16 protein-coding genes are annotated in these 22188 nt (G+C 62.2%); 5 read left to right on the top strand and 11 right to left on the bottom strand.

The window, feature by feature from the left end:
* Positions 1–9 precede the first annotated feature (9 nt).
* The 9 genes from P3C50_RS06895 to P3C50_RS06855 form a co-directional block, all read right to left on the bottom strand.
* Entirely contained in the window at positions 10–2097 is a 2088-nt protein-coding gene (locus P3C50_RS06895; RefSeq protein WP_275545426.1) for an acyltransferase family protein, read from the bottom strand.
* Positions 2094–5834, bottom strand: a complete 3741-nt coding sequence (locus tag P3C50_RS06890; RefSeq protein WP_275545425.1) for a glycosyltransferase — start codon at positions 5832–5834, stop codon at positions 2094–2096. The genes P3C50_RS06895 and P3C50_RS06890 overlap by 4 nt, the downstream gene beginning before the upstream one ends.
* Positions 5827–7044 carry an ABC transporter ATP-binding protein gene (locus tag P3C50_RS06885; RefSeq protein ID WP_275545424.1) on the bottom strand — a complete coding sequence of 406 codons (1218 nt, stop codon included), beginning with the start codon at positions 7042–7044 and terminating at the stop codon, positions 5827–5829. Before P3C50_RS06885 ends, P3C50_RS06890 begins: the two co-directional genes overlap by 8 nt.
* On the bottom strand, positions 7041–7814 hold the full coding sequence (locus P3C50_RS06880; protein ID WP_275545423.1) for an ABC transporter permease: 774 nt from the start codon (positions 7812–7814) through the stop codon (positions 7041–7043). Before P3C50_RS06880 ends, P3C50_RS06885 begins: the two co-directional genes overlap by 4 nt.
* 104 nt (positions 7815–7918) lie before the next feature.
* On the bottom strand, positions 7919–8965 hold the full coding sequence (gmd, locus tag P3C50_RS06875; protein WP_275545422.1) for a GDP-mannose 4,6-dehydratase: 1047 nt from the start codon (positions 8963–8965) through the stop codon (positions 7919–7921).
* Entirely contained in the window at positions 8962–10347 is a 1386-nt protein-coding gene (locus P3C50_RS06870) for a TolC family outer membrane protein (RefSeq protein WP_275545421.1), read from the bottom strand. The genes gmd and P3C50_RS06870 overlap by 4 nt, the downstream gene beginning before the upstream one ends.
* Positions 10347–11663 carry an HlyD family type I secretion periplasmic adaptor subunit gene (locus P3C50_RS06865; protein ID WP_275545420.1) on the bottom strand — a complete coding sequence of 439 codons (1317 nt, stop codon included), beginning with the start codon at positions 11661–11663 and terminating at the stop codon, positions 10347–10349. Before P3C50_RS06865 ends, P3C50_RS06870 begins: the two co-directional genes overlap by 1 nt.
* A 12-nt stretch (positions 11664–11675) precedes the next feature.
* Positions 11676–13394 (bottom strand): type I secretion system permease/ATPase, encoded by a 1719-nt coding sequence (locus P3C50_RS06860; protein ID WP_275545419.1) that lies wholly within the window; start codon positions 13392–13394, stop codon positions 11676–11678.
* An 81-nt stretch (positions 13395–13475) separates the two neighbouring features.
* Positions 13476–14603, bottom strand: coding sequence for a glycosyltransferase family 4 protein (locus P3C50_RS06855; protein WP_275545418.1), 1128 nt, complete (start codon positions 14601–14603; stop codon positions 13476–13478).
* Between the two features lie 246 nt (positions 14604–14849).
* Here P3C50_RS06855 and P3C50_RS06850 point away from each other — a divergent pair, with 246 nt between their 5' ends.
* The gene (locus tag P3C50_RS06850) at positions 14850–16292 is read left to right on the top strand and encodes a TolC family outer membrane protein (RefSeq protein WP_197857024.1); all 1443 of its coding nucleotides are present in this window, start codon (positions 14850–14852) and stop codon (positions 16290–16292) included.
* A gap of 186 nt (positions 16293–16478) precedes the next feature.
* Here the strand turns inward: P3C50_RS06850 and waaA are convergent, their stop codons facing one another.
* Together waaA and P3C50_RS06840 are read right to left on the bottom strand one after the other, a co-directional pair.
* A complete protein-coding gene (waaA, locus tag P3C50_RS06845) occupies positions 16479–17741 on the bottom strand; it encodes a lipid IV(A) 3-deoxy-D-manno-octulosonic acid transferase (RefSeq protein ID WP_275545417.1) in 1263 nt (420 codons plus the stop codon).
* A gap of 43 nt (positions 17742–17784) precedes the next feature.
* Positions 17785–18672, bottom strand: a complete 888-nt coding sequence (locus P3C50_RS06840; RefSeq protein ID WP_197857026.1) for a LysR family transcriptional regulator — start codon at positions 18670–18672, stop codon at positions 17785–17787.
* Positions 18673–18760: 88 nt separating this feature from the next.
* Here P3C50_RS06840 and P3C50_RS06835 point away from each other — a divergent pair, with 88 nt between their 5' ends.
* From P3C50_RS06835 to P3C50_RS06820, 4 genes are all read left to right on the top strand, one after another.
* Complete coding sequence (locus P3C50_RS06835; RefSeq protein ID WP_197857027.1) at positions 18761–19093, top strand: DMT family transporter; 333 nt, start codon at positions 18761–18763, stop codon at positions 19091–19093.
* A gap of 61 nt (positions 19094–19154) precedes the next feature.
* Positions 19155–20330 (top strand): NAD(P)/FAD-dependent oxidoreductase, encoded by a 1176-nt coding sequence (locus P3C50_RS06830; RefSeq protein WP_275545416.1) that lies wholly within the window; start codon positions 19155–19157, stop codon positions 20328–20330.
* A complete protein-coding gene (locus P3C50_RS06825) occupies positions 20327–21136 on the top strand; it encodes an aldo/keto reductase (RefSeq protein ID WP_197857029.1) in 810 nt (269 codons plus the stop codon). Before P3C50_RS06830 ends, P3C50_RS06825 begins: the two co-directional genes overlap by 4 nt.
* A gap of 142 nt (positions 21137–21278) precedes the next feature.
* Complete coding sequence (locus P3C50_RS06820) at positions 21279–22187, top strand: metal ABC transporter ATPase (protein WP_275545415.1); 909 nt, start codon at positions 21279–21281, stop codon at positions 22185–22187.
* The last annotated feature ends 1 nt before the right edge of the window (position 22188 follow it).

The raw sequence follows: 22188 nt of genomic DNA, 5'->3' as shown, positions 1-22188 counted from the left end.
CCATTTCGCTCAAGGGGTATGCCGCGCCAGGGGGCTTTCCAGGCGGGCGTTCATGTAGGTGCTGAAGTCTGCCAGCAGCCGGCTGTTGCCGTAACCACTGATGTGGTCGGCATCCAGAAATAGCGGCCTGGCTTCGTGCCAGGCGCTGCAGGTTTCGGCGGGGCAGAGAATGGGGAAGGGGTCCCAGATGCCGATGGTGGGTAGCTGTCGCTGGATTTCGGCAAAGGCCGTCAAGACCGGCTGACGATATTCCTGCAGTTGCTGTCGGGAGATTTCCAGGCCCTGCGCGCAGATCGGGTTAGCCCGGTTGAACCAGTCGGTACAACGGAACGGCGGCGCCTTGAACAGCGGCTTGGGTGCCTCGAAAACCACCTGTACGCCGCGCTCGGTAAATTCGCGCAGCATGACAACGGTTTCGTCCACGACCTGCCGGCGACCGGCATCGGCTTGTGCGCCGAACATGCCGTCGTACGCCTGCTCCATACCGAGGAAGGCCCATTGATCGGCGAACCTGGGCAGGCGCAGCGACGGCAGGAACAGCACGTCGCCTGCCTTGAGTTCGGTCAGGTTGCTGAGAACATCGCGGGCGAACTGCCGGCAGGCGGCGTCGTTGTTCCAGGGTTGCAGGCTGATGAAGGCGCATCCGCTTTTGACGTAGGCGTGCACGCGAATCGACTCTGTGATGGCGTATTGCTTGAACAAGCCTTCATAGGCCATGGCGTGGGAGTCGCCGATGACGTAGAGCACGCGCTCCTTCAGGGGGCGGGGCTGGGTGCAGCCGTGCGGGGTGTAAAGCATCAGGGTGGCGCCATTGACCACCCGGTATTCGGGGTCTGCGATGCAGCCTGGAAATTCCTTGAAGCTGGATGCACCGCGTGGATACCAGTCATCTGGGGTATGGCTGACGCTGCTCAGCGACAGTTGCGGCTGTTTCATATCGATATAGCGTGCGCCCGACCAGCCGGCCAGGATGATCAGCAGGCCGCAGGCGATCACTGCGGGCTGGGGTATGCGGCGCATGAAGGCGGCATGACGCACCGGCGTTTCGATCCAGCGGTAGGAGGCCATGGCCAGTGCGAAGGCCAGCGCTACTGCGAAGGTTCGCTGCAGCGGGGTTTCCAGCCCGACGGTCCAGCGGAACAGAACGAAAACCGGCCAGTGCCAGAGGTACAGTGAGTAGGAAATCCTGCCCACGGCCACAAGCGGGCGGCTGCCGAGCAGGCTGTGCAGCCGATGCAGGCCTGCGTGATGGTAGAGCAGCCCCAGCACGCCCAGGGTTCCCACAACGGCCAGCAAGGCGCCGGGCATGGGGAAGCGCTGGGGCGTCGATACGACGAAGGCGAGCAGCACCAGCATCAGCGACAGGCTGGCTGCAAGCGCGTAGAGCCAGGTGTGACGCGCCTCGCTGGTGCGTTCAGGCAGTTGGCTGAGCAGCTGGTACAGCAGCACGCCTGCCGCCAGTTCCCAGAAGCGGGCCGGCGTCAGAAAGTAGGCTTGGGTGGGGTTGGCTTGGCTCTGCCAGCCCGCGAGGACAACGGAAGCCGCTGCGGTGGCGGCAAACAGCAGGACGGAGAGCTTGCGGCCGCGAGGGCCTGACAGCCAGGCGAGGAAGAGGAAGGGGAAGACCAGATAGAACTGCTCTTCGACGGCCAGCGACCAGGTGTGGGTGTAGGGGTTGAACTCGGTGGTGGGGGCGAAGTAATCCCGTCCGGTTTGCGCGAGGATGAAGTTGCTCAGGCCGAAGAAGGCGTAGATGCCGGTGCGCTGGTTGACCTCGCTAAGCCAGATGGAAGGTATGAACAGCGCACTGGCCAGGCTGGTTATCAGCAAGCAGGCAATCAGGGCCGGGAAGATGCGGCGGATGCGGCGGGCGTAGAAGTAAGCCAGGAACTGCCACAGCCCCTGGCCCTTGAAGCTGGCGATGGAGGCACTGACGACGAAGCCGGAGATGACGAAGAACACATCCACCCCGACGAAACCGCCGGGCAGCCAGGGGCCGTGCAGGTGGTAAACCAGTACCGAAAGCACGGCCAGCGCACGCAGACCATCTATATAGGGGTAATAACGTGCGGGTGACCCCGTCACTCCGTGACTCATGGGTGCTGTTCTCTGTCGCGAAGAATGATCCGCTGAAGGTTGTCGGCACTTTGCTGCCAGGTCAGCCAGGGCATGTCAGTGGAGGCAGGCCTGAAACCGTCGAGCCGCCAGGCATTGATGGCAGCAGCCAGTTGTGCCGGGTTGCCAGCCTGGAAGTAGGCAGCATGCTCGCCCGCGACTTCGCGGAATACCGGGATGTCGCGCGCCAGGATGGGTAGGCCTTTCTGGGCGGCCTCGATCAGGGGCAGCCCGAAGCCTTCGTCTTCCGAGGCAGCGAGCAAGCCATCGGCTTCGGCGTACAGGCGCTCCAGGAACTCGTCGCTGACGCCATCGAACCAGTGCAGCCGCTTACCCATTTCCGGGTGCTGACGCAGTAGTTGCATCAGTTTGGGAATATCGCGGCGCTGGCCGTCGGCCAGATCCGTCCAGCCCTCGCGGCCGACTATCAGCAGGTTGATGTCCACGCCCTGCTGCCACAATTCGCCGAACGCCTGAACCGCCTGCAGGTAGCCCTTGCGCGGCTCCAGCGTGCCGACCATCAGCACGCTGGGACGCGCGGCGATGCCGGCGAACAGTTGCTCGGCGTCATCCGGCAGGCCGAGCGTGGGAGCGGAGCCGGAGAGGTCGGCACCATGATGGGAGTAGTCGATGGTCAGGGTTTCGGCTCGCGCCGGGCGCTCCTGGCGCAACCATGCCCGCAGCTCCTCGCTGACGGTACGGGTCACGCAGATGATGCCGTCGAGCGCGATGGCGTGCTCCAGCCAACGCCCGAAATGCTGGTGCGACTGGGCAGGGAACAGTTCGGGGCGTGTCACTGGCAGCAAATCGTGGAGCAGCAGGTGGCAGCTCACGCCCTGCTCGCGCAGATGTTCGTACAATCCGCTCTGGCTGGCCCGTACCAGGGCCTCGCCGGAGTAATCGAGGGCAATGAGGCGATCACCTGGGCGGCAGGCGATGCCGCGGTCCGGCACGACGGCCTCGATGCCGAGCATGCGGCAGGTGTAGGCATTAGCCAGGCGATAGTGCCAGCGTCCATCCTGGTGCGTGAGGTAGACCGGCTCTACGCGATAGCCTTCTGGCGGCGATTGCAGCAGGGCGAGCGTCAGGGCGCGGGCAACGCGCTCGATGCCAGTACGTCGTTCCGACTGCGCGGTGGCGGTGATATCGATGTAGATACACGGCTGGTGCAGGCTGACCGGCTGAGACGGCATCAACTGTTCGGCCACCGCCAGTAGGGTGTTTCGATGCAGCGGCTGAGGCAATTTGCCTAGCGCCTTGAGTTGCAGTTGGCGGCTGGCTTGCTGCTCGGCGACCACCTGACTGATGGCTTGCTGGTAGAGCGCCGCACAATGTTGCGGCGCGTGCTGCTGCTCGATGATTGCGCGCGCACGCTGGCCAAGCGCCTGGCGCCGCTCGGCGTCATTGCCAAGCGCCTGCAGCGCGGCGGTCAGGGCTTCATCGGTGAAGTCATCGGCGATGCGATAGACGCTGTCGCTGCTGAGGTCGGCCATGCTGCCGTTGGCGTTGACGATGGTCGGCAGGCAGTGGTTCATGCAGTCGAGAACGGCGGCAGAGGTTTCCCCACGCGACAGTGCGCGCAACTGCACGGCCATGTCGGCGGCACCGAGATACAGCCGATAATGCTCGCTATCTACCCGGCCGGTGATGCGAATCCGATCCTGCAGGCCGCTCTGGGCAATGGCGGCGCGCAGCTTCTGCGCATAGGCGCTCTTGCCGAGCTCGCCGACGAAAATCAGATAGCTGTTGTCAGACTGCGCCAGGGTACTGGCCAGCCAGGCCTGAAGCAGGCGATGGTTGAGCTTGGTTTCGCCCAGTTGGCCGTAACTGCACAGGATGAAGGCGTCACTCGGCAATTGTAGCCGCTGGCGGATGGCGTGTTTGTCACCCAGCTCGGCAGGCGCCCGTAGCAGAGGGATGGTGTGCCAGTCGGCGCCAGCCTGCGGTCCGTACCACTGCTGGGCCAGGCGAATGGACACGTCGCCGTGGACGATGATGCCGGTCGCGCTCTCGATGATGCTGCGGTTGAATGGGTAGCTGTAGGCGATCTGTGCGCTGCCAGCTCCCTCCAGGCATTCCCTGAGGGCCAGGTAGCCATGGCTGTACTGCAGTTCGCGCAGCTTGACGCCACGGTGCTCGGGCATCTGTTCGAGCGACCAGATCAGGCCGCTCAGGTAGAAGTCATGCAGCACGATGATGCCGGGAACGTCGTCGAGCAGTGCCACCATCCAGTCGTGATAGGCCGAGTTGCCGATATGGTAAAGCACCGCATCGAAATCATCGGCGTGCTCACGCAGCCAGGCCGCGTCATGAATTGGGTAGGCATCGGCTGGCTGCAGTGGGTCGAGCCGAGGCTGATTGACGATGACGTCGATACGGTAGTGGGCCGCCAGTGCAGGCAGCAGTTCGGCGCTGTAATCGGCGATGCCGGTGTGCTCGGGTGGCAGTGGCGATACGAACGCCAGGCGGGGCTTGCCTACCGGAGCAGGACGGTCGACCTGTTGCAAAGAGGCCAGGCGGCGCTGCAGGCGCACAACCTGAGGTGCATAGCCATCCTGCAGGGTATCCTGCTGCACGGCATTGCGGCTGAGAGCCAGTTCCAGGCGTTGCAGCCTGGCATTGAGCGCTGGCATTCGGTTGAGCATTTTGCGTGCCGCGCCTGCAACGGTGGAGTTGCGCCGGGCGCAGGCGATGGCCAGGCCTAGCGGCCGCAAGGCGAAGCGGGAAAGCCCGCGCATGTTGCCGTGGCGCAGGAAGTCGGTGAACTCGCGCAGCGGGCGGGTAATGCGCCAGGAGCGGCTGCTGTAAATCTGTGCCAGCAGCGCCTCGGTACGCTCGATATGTTGCGCGTGCAGGGTGTGGCGCTCGGCCAGTTGCTCGATCTGCGCCTGCAAGGCACTCAGCTGTTGAACGTGCCGGGCTTCCTGTTGCTCGCGTTGTTGCTGGTGCTGTTGCTGACGCTGAAGCAGTTGCAGGTGTTGCTGGTCATGACGCAGCGCCAGCGACTGCAGGCTGAGGCCATATTCATGCTGCAGCAGCGTGCTCAACTCATCATCGCTTCGCTCGGCGGTCTTGCGTGCGATGACGGCGTAGTCCGGACTGGCGCCATACAGCACTTGCCAGAGGCCGATGAAGGCTTCGGGGTTATGCAGGGCCGGGTCCTCTTGCAGGCGCATGAGGCTGCTCTGCGGAAAGCCGGCATGCTGGCAGAGAAACTCCAGAAACAACGAGGGCACGGGCCGCTGGTGGGTCGGGTCCAGATAGAAACTGTTGGTGCCGACCAGCAGGTTCTCGCTATTGGGGGTTTCCATGATCAGCAGGCCGCCCGGCACGAGTACCCGATACGCTTCGTCGATCAACTCGCGCAGGTAATCGAACTCCAGGTGCTCGACCACATGAAAGGCGGACACCAAATCCAGGCTCTCGGGCGGCAATTCGCGCAGGGCGCTGAGCGCGTCCTGATTGCGTGCCTGCAGGCCGGATTCATGACAGGCGCGCAGCATCTCGTCATCGAGGTCGACCCCCTGCGCGCTGATGCCCTCGTCTTGCAAAACCCGCAGCCATTCACCACGACCGCAGCCGATATCGAACCCCTGGGCCTTCGGGTTTTGCTGCCGCAGCGCTTGCAGAAAGGGCCGATAGATGGACAGGCGGCGCTGAATTTCGTCCACTGGCGCGCGGAAGCGCTCTTCCAGCGCTCGGTAAAAGGTGTCACTCATGGTGCTGTGTACACTCCAGATTCGCGCCTAGCCAGGCCACACCGGCGAACTCGGGGTGGCTCTGGTTGATGACTTCAAACATGATGGCGCGCTCCTGCCACGCGTAATTGCGATCGATATGACCGTTACGGCTGTGCAGGGCTAGCGTGATGGAATAGGTGCCGGGGCCGATGCTGGCATCGAATTCGAAGTCCCAGCACAGCTGTTGGCCCGCCTGGGGCGCCTCGGCGATCTGTTGCAGGTGGCGGGTATTGGTGCCGAATACGTCCTGCCCGTAACGATCCTTGATCAGAAAACCGATTACCACGTCAGGCACCGCCTGCTTGCAGTGGGCAGTTACCCGCAGATGCACGCGTTGGCCGACGTCGATTTTTTCCACCGGCCGCCCATCGGCGAGCAATGAAATATCACCGAATACCAATTCGCCCGTGCCCGATAGCAAGGCTTTGGCCTGCGGATCGTAGGTGATCTTTTGCTCCTGGTGAGCAGCGAGCATGGCATTGTAGTAATCCATTACCTGGTCGGGCTCGCCCTGCATGACCACGCGGCCATGTTCCAGCAGGATGGCGCGGTCGCAGATGCTCTGGATGGCCTGTTTGTCGTGACTCACCAGCAATATGGTGGTGCCTTCACGAGAAAATTGGCGGATGCGTTCGAAGCTCTTGTGCTGGAAGTAGGCGTCGCCCACTGACAGCGCCTCGTCGACGATCAGTATGTCCGGGCGCCAGGCGGTTGCCACCGCGAATGCCAGGCGCACCTGCATGCCGCTGGAGTAGGTACGAACCGGCTGGTCGATGTACTCACCAATTTCCGAAAAGGCATGGATGTCGTCGATCAGCTCATTCACTTGCCCGGCCGTGTATCCCATGAGCCCGGCGACGTGATAGACGTTCTGCCGGCCACTGAGATCCGGGTGGAAGCCCATGCCCAGTTCGAGAATGGCAGCAATGCGACCGCGCACGGCGAGGCTGCCCAGCGTCGGCTTGAGGGTGCCGGTGATGATCTTGAGCAGCGTGCTCTTGCCCGCGCCGTTGAGCCCTATCAGGCCGACGGTTTCACCGGCCCCAAGCGTGAAGGAGATATCACGCAGCGCCCAGTGCTCTTCGGCCCCTGGCGTGGGGATGCCCAGCCAGGACAACACCCGATGGCGCTCGCGTCGATATTGCCTGAACACTTTGCCCAGATTGGTTATCTGCAACATTGCACTCATAGCGCGTCCACCACTTCTTCAATGCCGCGGCGGTAAAGAAATATCGCCAAAACCATCACCAGCAAGGCGAGTGCCGCTGGGTAGAGTAGCGCTGACAGATCCGGCGCCCGTCCGAATACAAGCACTGCCTGATAGGCCTGAACGATTGCCGTGAGCGGGTTGTAGGAAAGCGCCAGTTGAGCGGTAGGCGGCATCACGTCCAGGGTATAGACGATAGGGGTGAGCCAGAAACCGAACTGCAGACCGATCCCGACAAGCTGTCCTATGTCACGCATGAACACATTGAGAATGCTGATTGCCAGGCCGAGCCCGGCCGCCAGGAAGATCACCAGCCCATACAGCACGGGCAGCCAGATCAGGCTGGCTATGACGTTGTGGCCAAGCACGACGAAGATCAGCAGGATGGCCAGCAGAAGCAACAGGTTGTTGATGATGGCGCTCCCCAAGGCAGCGATGGGAAGTGCCAGCCTTGGGAACGCCATCTTCTTGATCAGGTTGCTGTTGTCGATGAATACGCCGAGGCTGCGTCCGACGATGTCGGAAAACAGCGACCAGGCGAGAATCCCGGACATCAGGTAGATGGGGTAGGCGTGTTCGGACTGCACGCCGGGAAACCTGGCCTGCATGAACATGGAGAGTACGAAGGCGTAGATGGCCGCTTGGGCCAGAGGCAGTAGAACGATCCAGATAAGCCCCAGCCGGCTTCTGACCACCCGCGCCATGAACTCATTGCGAATCGAGCTCTTGATGAAGTGGCGTGCGGACCACATTTGCGCGACTTTGCTGTTCAAACGGCTGGAAACCTCGCTGTTGAGATACGGGGCCGACGTTTATCGGGCTTCGATAACGTCGGCCATGCGGCATCGTGGGGATGTTAGAAGGACTTGCCTGTCTTGACGCGCTCAAGATCAGCCTTGACCATCAGGTCGCAAAGCTGCTCGAGGGTGGTATGCGGTTTCCAGCCAAGCACATCCTGGGCCTTCTGCGGATTGCCGATCAGCAGTTCCACCTCGGCGGGGCGGTAGAAGCGTGGGTTGACCTGTACCAGCGTCTTGCCGGTATTCACGTCGACGCCTTGCTCGTCTTCACCGCTGCCGCTCCACTCGAGCTGGATGTCCACAGCCTTGAACGCCATGTTGACGAAGTCACGCACGGTTTCGGTGCGGTTGGTGGCGATCACGAAGGTGTCCGGCTCTTCGGCCTGGAGCATGCGCCACATCAGGTCGACGTACTCCTTGGCGTAACCCCAGTCACGCTTGGCATCGAGGTTGCCGAGCTCGAGCACGTTCTGTTTGCCAAGTGCGATACGGGCAACGCTGTCGGTGATCTTGCGGGTCACGAACTCTTTGCCGCGCAGCGGCGACTCATGGTTGAAGAGGATGCCGCTGGTGCCGAAGATGTCGTACGACTCGCGGTAGTTGATGGTCATCCAGTGCGCGTACAACTTGGCGACACCGTAAGGGCTGCGCGGGTAGAACGGAGTCGACTCGACCTGCGGTGTTTCCTGCACCTTGCCGAACATCTCCGAAGTGGATGCCTGATAGAAGCGAATCTTGGGATTGACGATGCGAATCGCCTCTAGCATGTTCACCGCACCCAGGCCGGTGATTTCTGCGGTGGTCAGCGGTTGACCGAAGGACACGCCCACGAAGCTCTGTGCCGCAAGGTTGTATACCTCGTCCGGCTCTGCCATCTGCAGCAGTCTGATGCTGGCGCTCAGATCGGTGAGGTCATGCTCGACGAGTTCGAGGCTGGGATGCTCGGCGATGCCCAGCTCTTCGATACGCCAGAAATTCACCGAGCTGGTACGGCGGTAAGTGCCGAAAACCCTGTAGCCTTTATCGATAAGAAAGGCAGCCAGATAGGCACCATCTTGCCCAGTGATACCGGTTATAACCGCGGTTCTACTATGCATGCTCATTCCGTTGTTTTCCGCTCGAGGGCACGCGCTTCTTCATTGTTCTGCGCAAGCCATTGGTTGACATTTTCGATGCTGCTCTCACTCAAGCCACCAGCCCAGCGATTGAGAGACAACAGACCATTGATGAAGTCGTACTGCGACTTTAGAAGGTCCCGACGTGCCTTGTATTCGTTCTGCACGCTGGTAAGCACATCGACGGCATTGACCACACCGAAGCTGAATCCTTTTTCGGCTGCAATGCTCGATTGTTCAGCAGATTCAAGTGCATTGCGCGAGGCTTTGACCTTCTCGACACTTGCCTGAATGCTCAGGTAGGCGCTGGTGGTTTCCTTGAGTACTTGCCTGCGCACCCCTTCGAGTTGCTGCTCGGCGGTAATTTGATCGTTATAGAGCGCGCGCACTCTGGCTGAGGTCGAACCGCCGCTGTAAAGAGGGATCTGTACGCCCAGTGTGGCGACATAGGTGTCGGTTCGAGGCGCGAGGGTGTTGTCATAACCTACATCGCTTCGCTGAGCGCTCAGGCCCAGGCTCAGGCTTGGATAATGGCCACCGCGAGCTTCACGCAACGCAGCGTTGGCAGCTGAAACACCGCTTTGCTGTGCCTGCAGAGCCGGGCTTGCATTCAACGCGCGCTCTGCCCAGGACTCCAGTGAGCCTGACGGCACTTGCAGCTCGACATCTTCCCGAATGCGGCTCAGCCGCTCGTTCACGGGGCGTCCTACCAGTTCGGCGAGCGCTTCGCGGCTCAGACGCACCTGGTTACGTGCCTCGACTTCCTGTGCGGCCAGAGCATCGACACGAGCCTTGAGGTCCAGCACGTCGGTGACCATTGCCATCTGACGCGCATAGAGTGCGTTGACTCGATCAAGGTTCTTCTGGGTCGCTCGGCGCTCAGCCATGATCAGTTCAAGTTCGTCGTCGGACGCCAGGGCAACGAAATAGCGCTGGGCCAGTTCGATAGTAGCCTCTGCCTGCGCATCGGTAGACTCGAATTCGCTCTGTTTGGCGAGGTCCTTGAATTTCTGGTAACGCTCCCAGGCTTCCTTGTTGTAGAGGTGCTGGCTGAGACTCAGGGCGTAGCGATCATTGTTGTACTGCTCGCGAGTTCGCTCGTCATCGCGGCTGGTACGGTTGAAGCTACTGTTGGCGCTCACTTGGGGCAGCAAGGCACCGAATGCTTCGCGCTCGCGCTCGCGCCCTGCCTGGGCACGGGCGAAGGCCATGAGTACGCGCGGGTCCTCCAGCCGAGACTCGCGATACAGTTGCGCCAGGTCGGCGCTGTAGTTATTGGCGCTTACACCGCTGGGGGCGGTTTCGGGCTCGGCGGCGTAAGCTGTGATGCTGGTACCCAGTACCAGCAAGAGAAACAGGCGGTACATCATCAATCCTCGATCAGCGAACGCGCTACCGCATTGGTGATCGGTTGCATGATGTATTGGAGAAGGGTCCGATCGCCCGTATTGATGAGAACCTCGGCAGGCATCCCAGGCTGCAGTTTCAGCGAGCCCAGCGTCCGCGTCCCGTTCTCGGTCAGGCTTACTCGGGCGAGGTAATACGGCATGCCTGTCTGTTCGTTGATCAGCCGGTCGCCAGAGACATGGTTGACCGTACCTTCCATAACCGGAGTCGCACTGCCGAATGCACTGAACCTGATATCTGCAGTTTTGCCAGGCGACACACGGTCGATGTCGACCGGCGAGACCTGTGCTTCCACGACCAGATCGGAAACCGACGGCACGATATCCAGCAGAGGCGTTGCCGGGCTGACCACGCCCCCGATGGTGTGCACCTTCATACCAATGATCATGCCGTCATCAGGGGCGCGGATCACGATCCGTCTCAGTCTTTCCTCAAGGGCCGACATGCGCTCCTGAAGGTCGAACACGCGCGTCTGGACTTCAGCCAACTGGCCGACGACCTCGGAACTGAAATCCTTGTTCAATTGTAAGATCTGCAGCTCCGTCTCGCTGATCTGCAATTTTGTCTTGGTAATTTGCGAGCCGTGATCGGCTATCTCGGCGCGTTCCATGTCGAGCCTGCGCTGCTGATCGAGCAGGCGCTGCTTGTCGACGAAACCTTCTGACAGCAGCTCGGTGAGCTCGCCAATTTCACCCTGATAGGATTTCTCAAGATTTCGTTTGGTCGAGATCATGGACTGCAGGCCGCGAATCTGCTCGTGCAATTGGCCTATGCGCTTCTCCAGCACGGAAACTTCGCCAAGGCGTGAGCCACGGCGCGCATTGAATACCTGGGTCTCGCCCTCACGAGCCTCGCGAGCGCGCTCGCTGTCGATCTCCAGCATATTGCTGAAGTCGATTTCCGGCAGTTCGTCGCGCTCGGCACGCAAGCGTGCTTCCATCGCCTGGGCTGCAATCAGTTGACTGCTGATCATTCCGTACTCGGCACGCACTTGCGTGTCATCGAGTACGATCAGCGGGTCTCCGGCCTTCACGACATCACCATCTCGCGCATGCAGCTCCTTGACGATGCCGCCCTCGAGATGTTGAACGGTTTTGCGGTAGGTCTGCACGGTAACGACACCGGGTGCTAGCGCAGCACTACCGAGGGGGGCAAAGACTGCCCAGGTGCCGAACAGGCCAAACGCTACGAACACGATTAGCATGCCTATGGTGCGAGGCTTGCGGTCGGAGGTAGGCAGGTCGGAAAAACTGCTATCGAGGGTTGGCGTGGTACTCATGTCTACCTCGATTCAGCGGTTGATTGCAGCAGGCTTGGCAGCCTGGGCATTTTGTTGCTTGTTCAATTCGGCTACTACCAGCTCGCGCGGGCCATAGAGCGCTATGGCACCGTCACGCAGCACCAGCAGACGTTCCAGTTGGTCCAGGATGCTGGTTCGATGAGTGATCACGAAGACAGTGGCGCCACGCGCTTTGAGTATCTTGAGGGCCGCAGCGAGCGCGCGCTCGCCTACCTCGTCAAGGTTGGAGTTGGGCTCGTCCAGCACGATCAGTCGAGGATCGCCGTAAAGAGCGCGGGCCAGGCCGATGCGCTGCCGCTGCCCGCCAGAGAGGTTGACCCCGTCGGCACCAATTACCGTGTCGTAGCCGTCCGGCAGTTGCAGGATCATTTCATGAACGCCCGCGATGCGCGCTGCCTCTACAACCTTGCCTGCATCGAGATCACCGAATCTCGCGATGTTGTCGCCGATGGAGCCTTCGAACAGCTCGATATCCTGCGGCAGGTAGCCGACATGCGGACCTAGTTCGTGCTTGTCCCAGGCATTGACGTCGGCACCGTCAAGCCGCACTACGCCGTGCTGAGGCGCCCATACGCCGAGAAGGGCGCGGGCCAGCGTGGACTTGCCGGAGGCGCTAGGGCCGATTACGCCCACGATCGAACCAGCCGCGGCAGCAAAGCTCACGTTGCGGATGATTGGGGCCTTGCTTCCCGGGGCACTGATGATGAGGTTTTCAACGCGTACCTCACCTTTTGGCGCAGGCAGGCTCATGCGTTCAGGCTCGGCCAGTTGCTCGTCCAGAATGTCGTTGAGGCGGGCGTATTGCGAGCGGGCACTGGTGAAGCCCTTCCAACTGCCAATGATCATGTCGATGGGGGCGAGGGCACGCCCGAGCAGGATCGACCCTGCGATCATCAGCCCTGGATTCAATTCGTGCTTGACCGCCAGGTAGGCGCCAAGCCCCAGCACCAGAGACTGAACGAACGTGCGGAACGTCTTGGATATGGAGCTGACGGTGCCACCGCTGTCGCTGGCCAGGGACTGGAGCAGCAAAACCTTCTTTTGACGCTGTGCCCATTTGGCCATGAGGGTTTCGAGCATCCCCATGGACTCGATCACTTCGGCGTTGCGAAGATTTTTGGTGGTGTAGAGGCTGGCAGCAATATTCTGTTTGTTGGCCTCGGCCAGCGCCTTGCCGGTCAGTTTTTCGTTCGCAACGGCCAACAGGAGCAAGATGATCGCACTGGCGATGGCCAGCCAGCCGAACCAGGGATGGAAGAGGAACATTACGCCAATGTATATCGGCAGCCATGGGGCATCGAAGAACGCGAACAAGCCATTGCTGGTAAGAAACTGCCGCAGTCCGGTGAGGTCATTGAGAGGCTGAGCAGACGCGTCCATGCCACCGCTGTCCAGGGCGCGCTTGAAGCTTGCGCGATAAACCTGGCGGCTGAGCATGACATCAAGCTTGGTGCTGACGCGTACCATCACTCGTGAACGCGCCCATTCGAGTGACCCCATGGTCATCATCAGTACAGCCATGATGAGGGTGAGCATGACCAGCGTGGAAATGCTCCCACTGGTGACTACTCGGCCATAGACCTGAAGCATGTAGAACGAGGGCACAAGCATCAAGGCATTGACGAAGAAACTGAAAACGCCAACGGAGATAAAGCTGCCCTTGCACGCCTTGAGAGCAACCTTGAGGCTGTTTTCTTTAACCTGTTGCATCGTATCAATACTGCCGAGACTTAAAAGCGGCGGATTCTAGCACTAATGCGCAGGCGCAGGGAGACCGTTGGCCCTCAGTGGTCAGGCTCCCCGTTGAGCCACGTCAATAGCCTCGTTATAGACGGCGAGGGTGTTTCGCCACATGCGGTCGGCGGTGAACAATTGCTCGAAACGCAAGCGAGCCTCAGCACCGAAACGCATGCATTCTACCCTGTCAGTCCAGAGGCGCTGCATTGCTGCTCGAAGGGCCTGCGGCGACGCGGGAGGGACGACCAGCCCGGTGACTTCGTGATGATTGACATAGGTGGTTCCGCTGCCAATTTCACAACTGATCATCGGCTTGCCCAGCATGGAGGCTTCCAGCAGCGAAATGCCGAATGCTTCTGATCGAAGGTGGGATGGGAATACCAGTGCGAGGGAGAGCTGTAGCAGGCAAACCTTGTCCTCATCATCAAGGCGGCCTAGAAAAACGACGTTCTGCAGCTGCAGGCGAGCAGCCTGCTCTTTCAGTGCGCTTTCTTCAGGGCCGTTACCTATGACAACTAACGGGAAGTTGGTCCCTTGCAGCGCATCCAGCAGGCTTGAAAGCCCTTTGTAGTAGCGCAAAACGCCGACAAACAGAAAAAAAGCCTCTCCAACGCGCTTTCGCCAGTAATCCAGACGTTCGGTTGACGCTTGCGGGTAAGCGCTTGCATCCAGCCCATAAGGAACGACCACCGTCTTGTCAGAGAAGTGGCGCAGAACTTCACTGCTTTGCTGGTAATTGGGGGACGCAACCATGATGCGCTGTACGCTGCCTAGAAAACGATTCATCAGCGGGCGATACAGCTTGAGTAAGGATTGTTGACGAACGATGTCCGAATGGTAGCTGACCACGCTGGGGCGGCCATGTCGCGTACAGAAATGTACGAGATCCATCATTGGCCAGGGAAAATGAAAATGGATGACATCCGACTCGCGGGCCATGGCACTGAAGCGCTTGAAAACGTCCAATGAGAAGCCGGTGGAGGCGATCTGGATATTTTGTCTGGCCCGTGTGACCTGATGATGTTCGACGTTGATTGTCTCTGGAGTCGGCTCGGGACTCAGTGTCAGAACTTGCGCTTGGACGTCATTGGCTCGAGCCTGCTCGCATAACTGAAAAATGACCTGTTCGATCCCGCCAGTGGTGTCTGGAAGGTAGGTTTTGAAAAAATGTAGAACGCGCATCGAACGGCCAGGCAAATAACCAAGGGGCGCGCAGTTTCCAGCAAAGGCATCGCAACTTCAATGATGCCCATTGAACAGCATGGCCAGTGTTCTGCTGATTTCGGCAAGCCCAACGCAAGAATTGTTGCGCATGAGCAACATAGCTTGCCGCAGACTAGACTTATGCCGCTTGCGGCGCGCTTGACCCTCGTCAGTGGCGCCCCGTAGCCTTGCCGATTACCGCCTATTCAAGGATCGACATCCATCATGTTGCGCAGACTTTCCCTGGCAATCGCCGTGGCCGCCGCTTCGGTGGGCCTGGTTCAGGCCGCAGAGGCCCCGCTGTCGAGCAAGACCGACCTGGTCACCGTTTATCAGGAAGCGGCGAACAACAATGCCGATATCGCCGCCGCGCGTGCCGACTATCAGGCCCGCCGCGAAGTCGTGCCGCAGGCACGTGCCGGCTTGTTGCCCAACCTGTCTGCCGGCGCCAACTACGGTGACACGCGCACCGAAGTCGATTCGCCCAACGCTACCCTGTCGCGTAGCGGCCTGGTCTACCAGGCCAACCTAAGCCAGCCGCTGTTTCGCGCCGACCGCTGGTTCCAGCTGCAGGCGGCCGAGGCCACCAGCGAGCAGGCTGCGCTGGAGCTGTCGGCTACCGAGCAGAACCTGATCCTGCAGAGTGCAGAGACTTACTTCGAGGTGCTGCGCGCTCAGGATACCCTGGCCTCGACCAGGGCCGAGGAGGCGGCATTCAAACGCCAGCTGGACCAGGCCAACGAGCGTTTCGATGTCGGCCTGTCCGACAAAACCGATGTGCTCGAGGCGCAGGCCGGCTTCGACACTGCCCGTGCCAATCGCCTGCTCGCCGACCGCGCGGTGGATGATGCCTTCGAAGCCCTGGTGACGCTGACCAATCGTGATTACGTGGCGGTCGAAGGCATCGTCCACACCCTGCCGGTGCTGGCGCCGACGCCGAACGATGCCAAGTCCTGGGTCGATACCGCTGCTGCGCAGAACCTCAACCTGCAGGCCAGTCTGTATGCCGTGACGGCCGCGGAAGAAAACCTGCGCCAGCGCAAGGCCGGCCATGCGCCAACCCTGGACGCGGTCGCCAGCTACCAGAAGGGTGACAACGACAGTTTGGGCTTCAGCAACTCCGGTTCGCCGCTGTCGCCAGGCTATAGTGGAGACGTCTCGCAGCGCTCCATCGGCCTGCAACTGAACATCCCGATCTACAGTGGCGGCCTGACCAGCTCGCAGGTGCGCGAGGCCTACCAGCGCCTCGGCCAGACCGAGCAACTGCGCGAAAGCCTGCGCCGCCAGGTGGTGCAGAACACCCGCAATCTGTTCCGCGCGGTGAATACCGATGTGGAAACCGTGCAGGCGCGTCGCCAGTCGATCATCTCCAACCAGAGTGCGCTGGAGGCCACCGAGATCGGCTATCAGGTTGGCACCCGCAACATCGTCGATGTGCTTGATGCTCAGCGCCAGCTATACAGTGCGGTGCGCAACTACAACAACGCGCGTTACGACTACATCCTCAACAACCTGCGCCTCAAGCAGGCGGCCGGCACCCTCAGCCCAGCCGACCTGGAGGCGCTGGGCAGCTTCCTCAAGCCGGACTACAACCCGGACAAGGATTTCCTGCCGCCGGACCTGGCCTCTGCCGCCGAGGAGCGTCTGCAAGGCAATCCGGATTTTTGAGCCATTTGCTGGGACGAAAAAGCCCGACGCGAGTCGGGCTTTTGCTTTTAAGCGTGGTGGCGTATCCGACAGAGCGTAGGGTGGGCCGGGCGCGATCCGCTTCAGCCTACCAACTGCGGCCAGTCTTGCTGTGGTGGGCTGAAGCCCACCCTACCGATTGACAGTCGTAACCCGGATTGCATCCGGCTACAGAAGATGTTGCAACCCATCCAGTAGTCGCTCCAGCGCGCCCTGGTTGGCCTTGAGCACGTTCAGGCCGTGGCTCATACGCTGCATCTCGCCAGGCTCGCCCAGCAGCGTCACGATCCTGCCTGCCAGTTGCTCGGCGTTTTCCACCTCGCTCAGGGCGCCGGCCTCGCGCAGCTGCGCAGCGATTTCCAGAAAGTTGAACAGGTGCGGGCCGCTCAACACGGGTTTGCCCAGGGCTGCCGGCTCCAGCAGGTTGTGGCCGCCGTTGGCCACCAGGCTGCCGCCGACGAAGGCGATGTCCGCCAGGGCATAGAGAAACAGCAGCTCGCCCATGGTGTCGCCCAGCAGCACCTGATCACCAGGCTGGACCGCTTCGCCGGTGGAGCGACGTCGAGTCGTCAGGCCTTGGCTCAGGCACAAATCATGCACGGCATTGAAGCGCTCCGGGTGACGTGGCACCAGGATCAGCAGCGCGTCCGCTCGGGCCTTAAACAACTGACGGTGGGCGGCGAGGATGATCTCGTCCTCACCTGCGTGGGTGCTGGCAGCGATCCACACCGGGCGCTGCTCGGCGTGCCACTGGCGGCGCAGTTCAGCCGCCTGCTGTGGTAGTTCGGCATCGATCTTCAAGTCGAACTTGATCGAGCCGGTCACTTCCACGCAGCCAGGGCGAGCCCCCAGGGCGAGAAAGCGCTGCGCCTCGGTCCGAGTCTGCACGGCGATCAGCGACAGCTCAGCAAGCATCGGCGCGGTGAGTTTGCCAAAGCGCGCATAGCCACGTGCCGAGCGCTCGGACAGGCGTGCGTTGGCCAGGGTCACCGGGATACCGCGTTTGGCGCACTGGTGAATATGGTTCGGCCACAGCTCGGTTTCCATCACCACGGCCAGGCGTGGTTGTACGCGGTCGAGAAAACGTGCGGCGGCCCAGGGCAGGTCGTACGGCAGATAGCAGTGCTGCACGCTGTCGCCGAACAGCGCCTGGATGCGCTCGGAGCCGGTCGGCGTCATGCAGGTAACGGTGATCGGTAGGTCGGGATGGCGCGCCTGCAGCGCGCGGATCATCGGCGCGGCGGCGATGCTTTCGCCCACCGATACCGCGTGCACCCAGATGCCGCCTGGTTTCATTGCCGGCAGGCCGAGGGAGAAGCGTTCGTTGATACGCCGAGCGTAGGCCGGTGCCTTGCGTGCGCGCAGCGCGAGGCGCAGGGCGATCAGGGGCAGGGCCAGGTGCAGCAGCAGGGTGTAGAGGAGTCTGTTCATGGGCGCGCAGCTTATCGCCGCCGGCGATGCGCTGGAAGGGCAGTCATGCCTGCGGACGCAACAGTTCGCGTGCCAGGCAATCGGCCAGCCAGTTGGCCGCGGGGCCAAGCGCGCCATCGCGTCGGGTGACCAGCTCCACCACCAGCGGTAGTGGCGCCCAGTCGCTGCGCAGTTCCTGCAGGTGGCCCTGGTACGTCGGATATTGCGCCACGTGGCGCGGCAGCCAGGCCCAGCCAACGCCGCGAATCACCAGCTCGGCCATGACGTAGAAGCTGTCGGCGCGCCACACCAGCGGGCTGATCTGCTCGCCACCGGGGTAGTGACTGTCCTGCGGCGTCATCAGCAATTGGCGGTGTTCGGCCAGGTCGCGGCGTTCGACACTGGCGAGTCCAGCTAGCGGATGATTCGGGCTGCACACCGTGACCATTTCGATGGTGCCTAGGCGTTGGCTCTCGAGTTCTCTCGGCATCTGTTCGTGATGGAACAACAGGCCCAGATCCGCCTGGTGTTGCAGTAGCTTGCGCGCCACGTCGCCCTGCGCGCCGCTGGAAAGCTGGACCTCCAGCAAGGGGAAGGCTGCGGCGAGCGCCTCCAGGCTGGCCAGCACCGGCTGGTAGGGCATGGCCTCATCCTGCGCCAGGCGTAGACGCGCCTCTTCGCCTCGGGCCAGGCCCAGCGCACGGCCGTCGAGCCGTTCGCATTGCTGCAGCACGCTGCGCGCCTGTTCCAACAGGGCCTTGCCGGCTTCGGTCAATTGCGGCTGGCGCCCGCTGCTGCGCTCGAAGAGGGTAACGCCGAGATCGCTTTCCAGCAGGGCGATGGCGGTGCTGACCGCAGACTGCGCACGCCCGGTTTCACGAGCCACGGCAGAAAAGGAGCGGCATTCGGCGGTGCGTACGAACAGGTGCAGCTGATCGAGATTCCAGTTCATGGCGACCTATCTCAGAAACAGATAGGTAATGACTTTATCCCATCGTTGAAGAATCTAGAATGGCGACCATTGTTCAGGAGCCGCCATCATGCCCGGATACCTCTACCTCGCCATCGCCATCGCGGCCGAGGTGGTCGCCACCACCTCGATGAAGGCGATCGATGGCTTCAACAAACCCCTGCCGCTGCTGCTGGTGGTGGGCGGGTACGGCATCGCGTTCTGGATGTTGACACTGGTGGTGCGCACCATTCCGGTGGGCATCGCCTACGCCATCTGGGCGGGCTTGGGCATCGTATTGGTCAGCGTCGCCGCGATGTTCATCTACCAGCAGAAGCTCGACCTGCCAGCCGTACTGGGCATGGGACTGATCGTCAGTGGCGTGGTGGTGATCCAGCTGTTCTCGCAATCGACCGGGCATTGATGGCCGCGGGGCGGGCGGCTGACGCGTTATACTGCGCGCCTGTTTTCGCCGAGGCCCGTTCATGTCCCAGTCTCTCAGCACCGATGTCCTGATCGTTGGTGGCGGTATCGCCGGCCTCTGGCTCAACGCTCGCCTGCGTCAGCAGGGCTTTGCCAGCATTTTGGTGGAGCGCGGCAGCCTGGGCGGCGGGCAGAGTCTGAAATCGCAAGGCATCATCCATGGCGGTGCCAAGTATGCCCTGCATGGCGCGCTGACCGGCGCCTCCGAGGCCATCGCCGACATGCCGCGCCGCTGGCGCGAGGCGCTGGCGGGCAATGGTGAGCTGGACCTCTCCGGCGTGCGCATTCTTTCCGATGCCCACTACCTGTGGTCGCCCGGCACCCTGGCCGGCAACCTGACCAGTTTCTTCGCCAGCAAGGCGGTGCGCGGCCGGGTCGATCAGGTCAAGGGCGAGCAATTGCCGCCAGCGCTGCAGCATCCGAAGTTCAAGGGCAAGGTCTATCGTCTGGCCGAGCTGGTGCTCGATGTGCCGAGCCTGATCGCCCGTCTGGCCGAACTGGCTGGCGACGGCCTGCTGGCTGCCGAGCGTATCGAGCCGCTTCAGGAAAACGGCGAACTGCGCGGGCTGATCGTCGATGGCCGCGAGATTCGCGCACAGCGCGTGGTGCTCAGTGCCGGCGCCGGTAACGCCGAGCTGCTCGCAGCGTTGGGTATCGAGCAGCCGGCGCAGCAGTTGCGTCCCTTGCATATGGTGCTGGCCAAGGGGCCGGCGCTGAAGCCGCTGTACGCTCACTGTCTCGGCGGCGGGCCCAAGCCGCGGGTGACCGTGACCACTCATCCGGCGGCCGATGGCCAGTGGGTCTGGTATCTGGGCGGCGATCTGGCCGAAGCCGATGGCGTCGCCCGCGACGAGGCGGCGCAGATCCAGGCCGCGCAGAAGGAAATGGCAGCGTTGCTGCCGTGGGTCGACCAGAGCCAGACGCGCTGGGCCACGCTGCGTGTGGATCGCGCCGAACCCGCGCAGTCGGGCCTGGTGCGGCCGGACAACGCCTTTCTCGCCGAACAGCATCGCCTGTTGGTCGGCTGGCCAACCAAGCTGGCGCTGGCGCCGGACTTCGCCGATCGCGTGCTGGCCACGCTGCAGCGCGAGCATGTGCAGCCGGCGGCTCATGCGCCGTTGCCCGAACTGCCGCGTCCGCCGCTGGGCCAGCCGGTATGGGAGGCGCTGCTGCCATGAGCACGTTGCACGATTTGCATCGCCCGCTGGGCTCCACCGGATTGCGGGTTTCGCCGCTGGGCCTGGGCACGGTCAAGCTCGGCCGCGACCAGGGTGTAAAGTACCCCAACGGCTTCACAATTCCCGACGACGCCCAGGCCCGTGCCCTGCTGAATCAGGCGCGCGAGCTGGGCATCAATCTGATCGATACCGCGCCGGCCTATGGCGTCAGCGAACAGCGCCTCGGCCCGCTGTTGCGTGGCCAGCGCGATGAATGGGTGATCGTCAGCAAGACGGGCGAAGAGTTCGAGCAAGGCCAGTCGCATTTCGATTTCTCCCCGGCGCACACGCGGCTGTCCGTGGAGCGCAGCCTCAAGCGTCTGCACACCGACCGCATCGACCTGCTGCTGGTGCATTCCGACGGCAATGACCTGAGGGTGCTGCAAGATACCGGCGTTTACGAGACGCTGGCCGAGCTCAAGCGCGAAGGCAAGATTCTCGCATACGGCATTTCCGGCAAGACCGTCGAAGGCGGGTTGCTGGCGCTGGAGCAGGGCGACTGCGCCATGGTCACCTATAACCTCGGCGAGCAGGGCGAAAAACCCGTATTGGACTACGCTGCCAGTCACGCCAAGGGCATTCTGATCAAGAAGGCGCTGGCCAGCGGCCACGCCTGCCTGGCCGAGGGTGTCGACCCGGTGCGCGCCAGCTTCGAGCTGATCTTCGCGCACCCGGGTGTCAGCAGCGCCATCGTCGGCACCATTACACCTGCCCACCTGGCGGCCAATGTGGCGACCGTGGCGGATGTCCTGCAGGGCCTTGGCTGAGGCTGCGGTCACGTCCTCTTACAGCCTTGGGTTGTGTTGGGTGGCCGGCTTGGGGCAGCCTTGAACGGTTTTCGCTCAACCTGACCTCGCGTGAGCGCTGGCCGCCGAGCCGGTTCACGCCCAGACGGAACAAGGAGTCGAGATGGCGCGTACGCTGATCCGCAAGGACCCGAGTAACTTCAAGACCCTGCCGCTGTTCGTCGAAGCCAGCCCGGACGGGCTGAGCTACCGGAGCCTGGGACAGCCGCTGAACTTCCAGCAGATGCTCGAACGGCGCAGGCCGCTCGAAGTGGCCGACAGCGCGCACTTTTCCGTGGAACTGGCCAACCTCGGCGTGTCGGTGCGCCTGACTCTGCGCCTGCAGGGACGTGATTACTGGTTGCTGGTGCGCCAGCGCCGCCCTGATCGCGGCGATACCGTACTCAAACTGATTTCCGGCTACGTGCCGGCCCATGAACTCAACCTGCCGCTGCTCACCGCCATTCAGGAGGTGGCCGAGGAATGCCTACTGGAAAGCGCCGATGGCTGGCTGGCCGGGCGCTTCGGCGATACCTGGCTGCCGACGCCCTATCAGGGGGCCCTGCGTTACCGGCAAGCCAGCCATTTTCGCCTCAGCCCGCTGTCCGGCGCGGCGCGCCCGGTGCAATGCGGCAACCTGACCTTGCTGGAGCGCCCGCGCGCTTACGTGCATGTGCCGACAGCATCCCTGCAACTGGTCTACGACCTGAGCCTGGAGCTGCCGCGCGATGCCCGTCAGTTGAGCCTGTTCCACGTCGATGAGTGCCTGGAGGATGGCCGCCTGGTGGCGCGCCTGGAGCGCCGGCGACCGGATATCTACCTGCTGGCGCTGCACCGGGGCGCGCCCAGTGGCGGCTTGTTCACCTTGCGTAAGGGGGGGCTGCAGGCGGCCAGCACTCGCGGGGTGTGGCTGTCGGAAAGCTTCGCCGAGCAGGATGGCTGGCTGGTGCGTGACGAGCGGGTTCGCTGGAAGGACTGGCTGCTGCGTTACGGCGTCAAGATGCCGCAGCGGCGGGCGCTGGCCAGCGCCTAAT

This window comes from Pseudomonas sp. Marseille-Q0931 (assembly GCF_940789645.1).
GTDB lineage: Bacteria > Pseudomonadota > Gammaproteobacteria > Pseudomonadales > Pseudomonadaceae > Aquipseudomonas.
This window is presented reverse-complemented; position numbering and strand designations above follow the sequence as displayed.

Excerpts from the sequence above, each read along its gene's own strand:
- P3C50_RS06855 (WP_275545418.1), bottom strand. The coding sequence starts at position 14,603 with ATGCGCGTTCTACATTTTTTCAAAACCTACCTTCCAGACACCACTGGC.
- P3C50_RS06895 (WP_275545426.1), bottom strand. The coding sequence starts at position 2,097 with ATGAGTCACGGAGTGACGGGGTCACCCGCACGTTATTACCCCTATATA.
- P3C50_RS06890 (WP_275545425.1), bottom strand. The coding sequence starts at position 5,834 with ATGAGTGACACCTTTTACCGAGCGCTGGAAGAGCGCTTCCGCGCGCCA.
- P3C50_RS06840 (WP_197857026.1), bottom strand. The coding sequence starts at position 18,672 with ATGAACTGGAATCTCGATCAGCTGCACCTGTTCGTACGCACCGCCGAA.
- P3C50_RS06830 (WP_275545416.1), top strand. The coding sequence starts at position 19,155 with ATGTCCCAGTCTCTCAGCACCGATGTCCTGATCGTTGGTGGCGGTATC.
- P3C50_RS06820 (WP_275545415.1), top strand. The coding sequence starts at position 21,279 with ATGGCGCGTACGCTGATCCGCAAGGACCCGAGTAACTTCAAGACCCTG.
- P3C50_RS06880 (WP_275545423.1), bottom strand. The coding sequence starts at position 7,814 with ATGTGGTCCGCACGCCACTTCATCAAGAGCTCGATTCGCAATGAGTTC.
- waaA (WP_275545417.1), bottom strand. The coding sequence starts at position 17,741 with ATGAACAGACTCCTCTACACCCTGCTGCTGCACCTGGCCCTGCCCCTG.
- gmd (WP_275545422.1), bottom strand. The coding sequence starts at position 8,965 with ATGAGCATGCATAGTAGAACCGCGGTTATAACCGGTATCACTGGGCAA.
- P3C50_RS06885 (WP_275545424.1), bottom strand. The coding sequence starts at position 7,044 with ATGAGTGCAATGTTGCAGATAACCAATCTGGGCAAAGTGTTCAGGCAA.
- P3C50_RS06860 (WP_275545419.1), bottom strand. The coding sequence starts at position 13,394 with ATGCAACAGGTTAAAGAAAACAGCCTCAAGGTTGCTCTCAAGGCGTGC.
- P3C50_RS06850 (WP_197857024.1), top strand. The coding sequence starts at position 14,850 with ATGTTGCGCAGACTTTCCCTGGCAATCGCCGTGGCCGCCGCTTCGGTG.
- P3C50_RS06835 (WP_197857027.1), top strand. The coding sequence starts at position 18,761 with ATGCCCGGATACCTCTACCTCGCCATCGCCATCGCGGCCGAGGTGGTC.
- P3C50_RS06865 (WP_275545420.1), bottom strand. The coding sequence starts at position 11,663 with ATGAGTACCACGCCAACCCTCGATAGCAGTTTTTCCGACCTGCCTACC.
- P3C50_RS06825 (WP_197857029.1), top strand. The coding sequence starts at position 20,327 with ATGAGCACGTTGCACGATTTGCATCGCCCGCTGGGCTCCACCGGATTG.
- P3C50_RS06870 (WP_275545421.1), bottom strand. The coding sequence starts at position 10,347 with ATGATGTACCGCCTGTTTCTCTTGCTGGTACTGGGTACCAGCATCACA.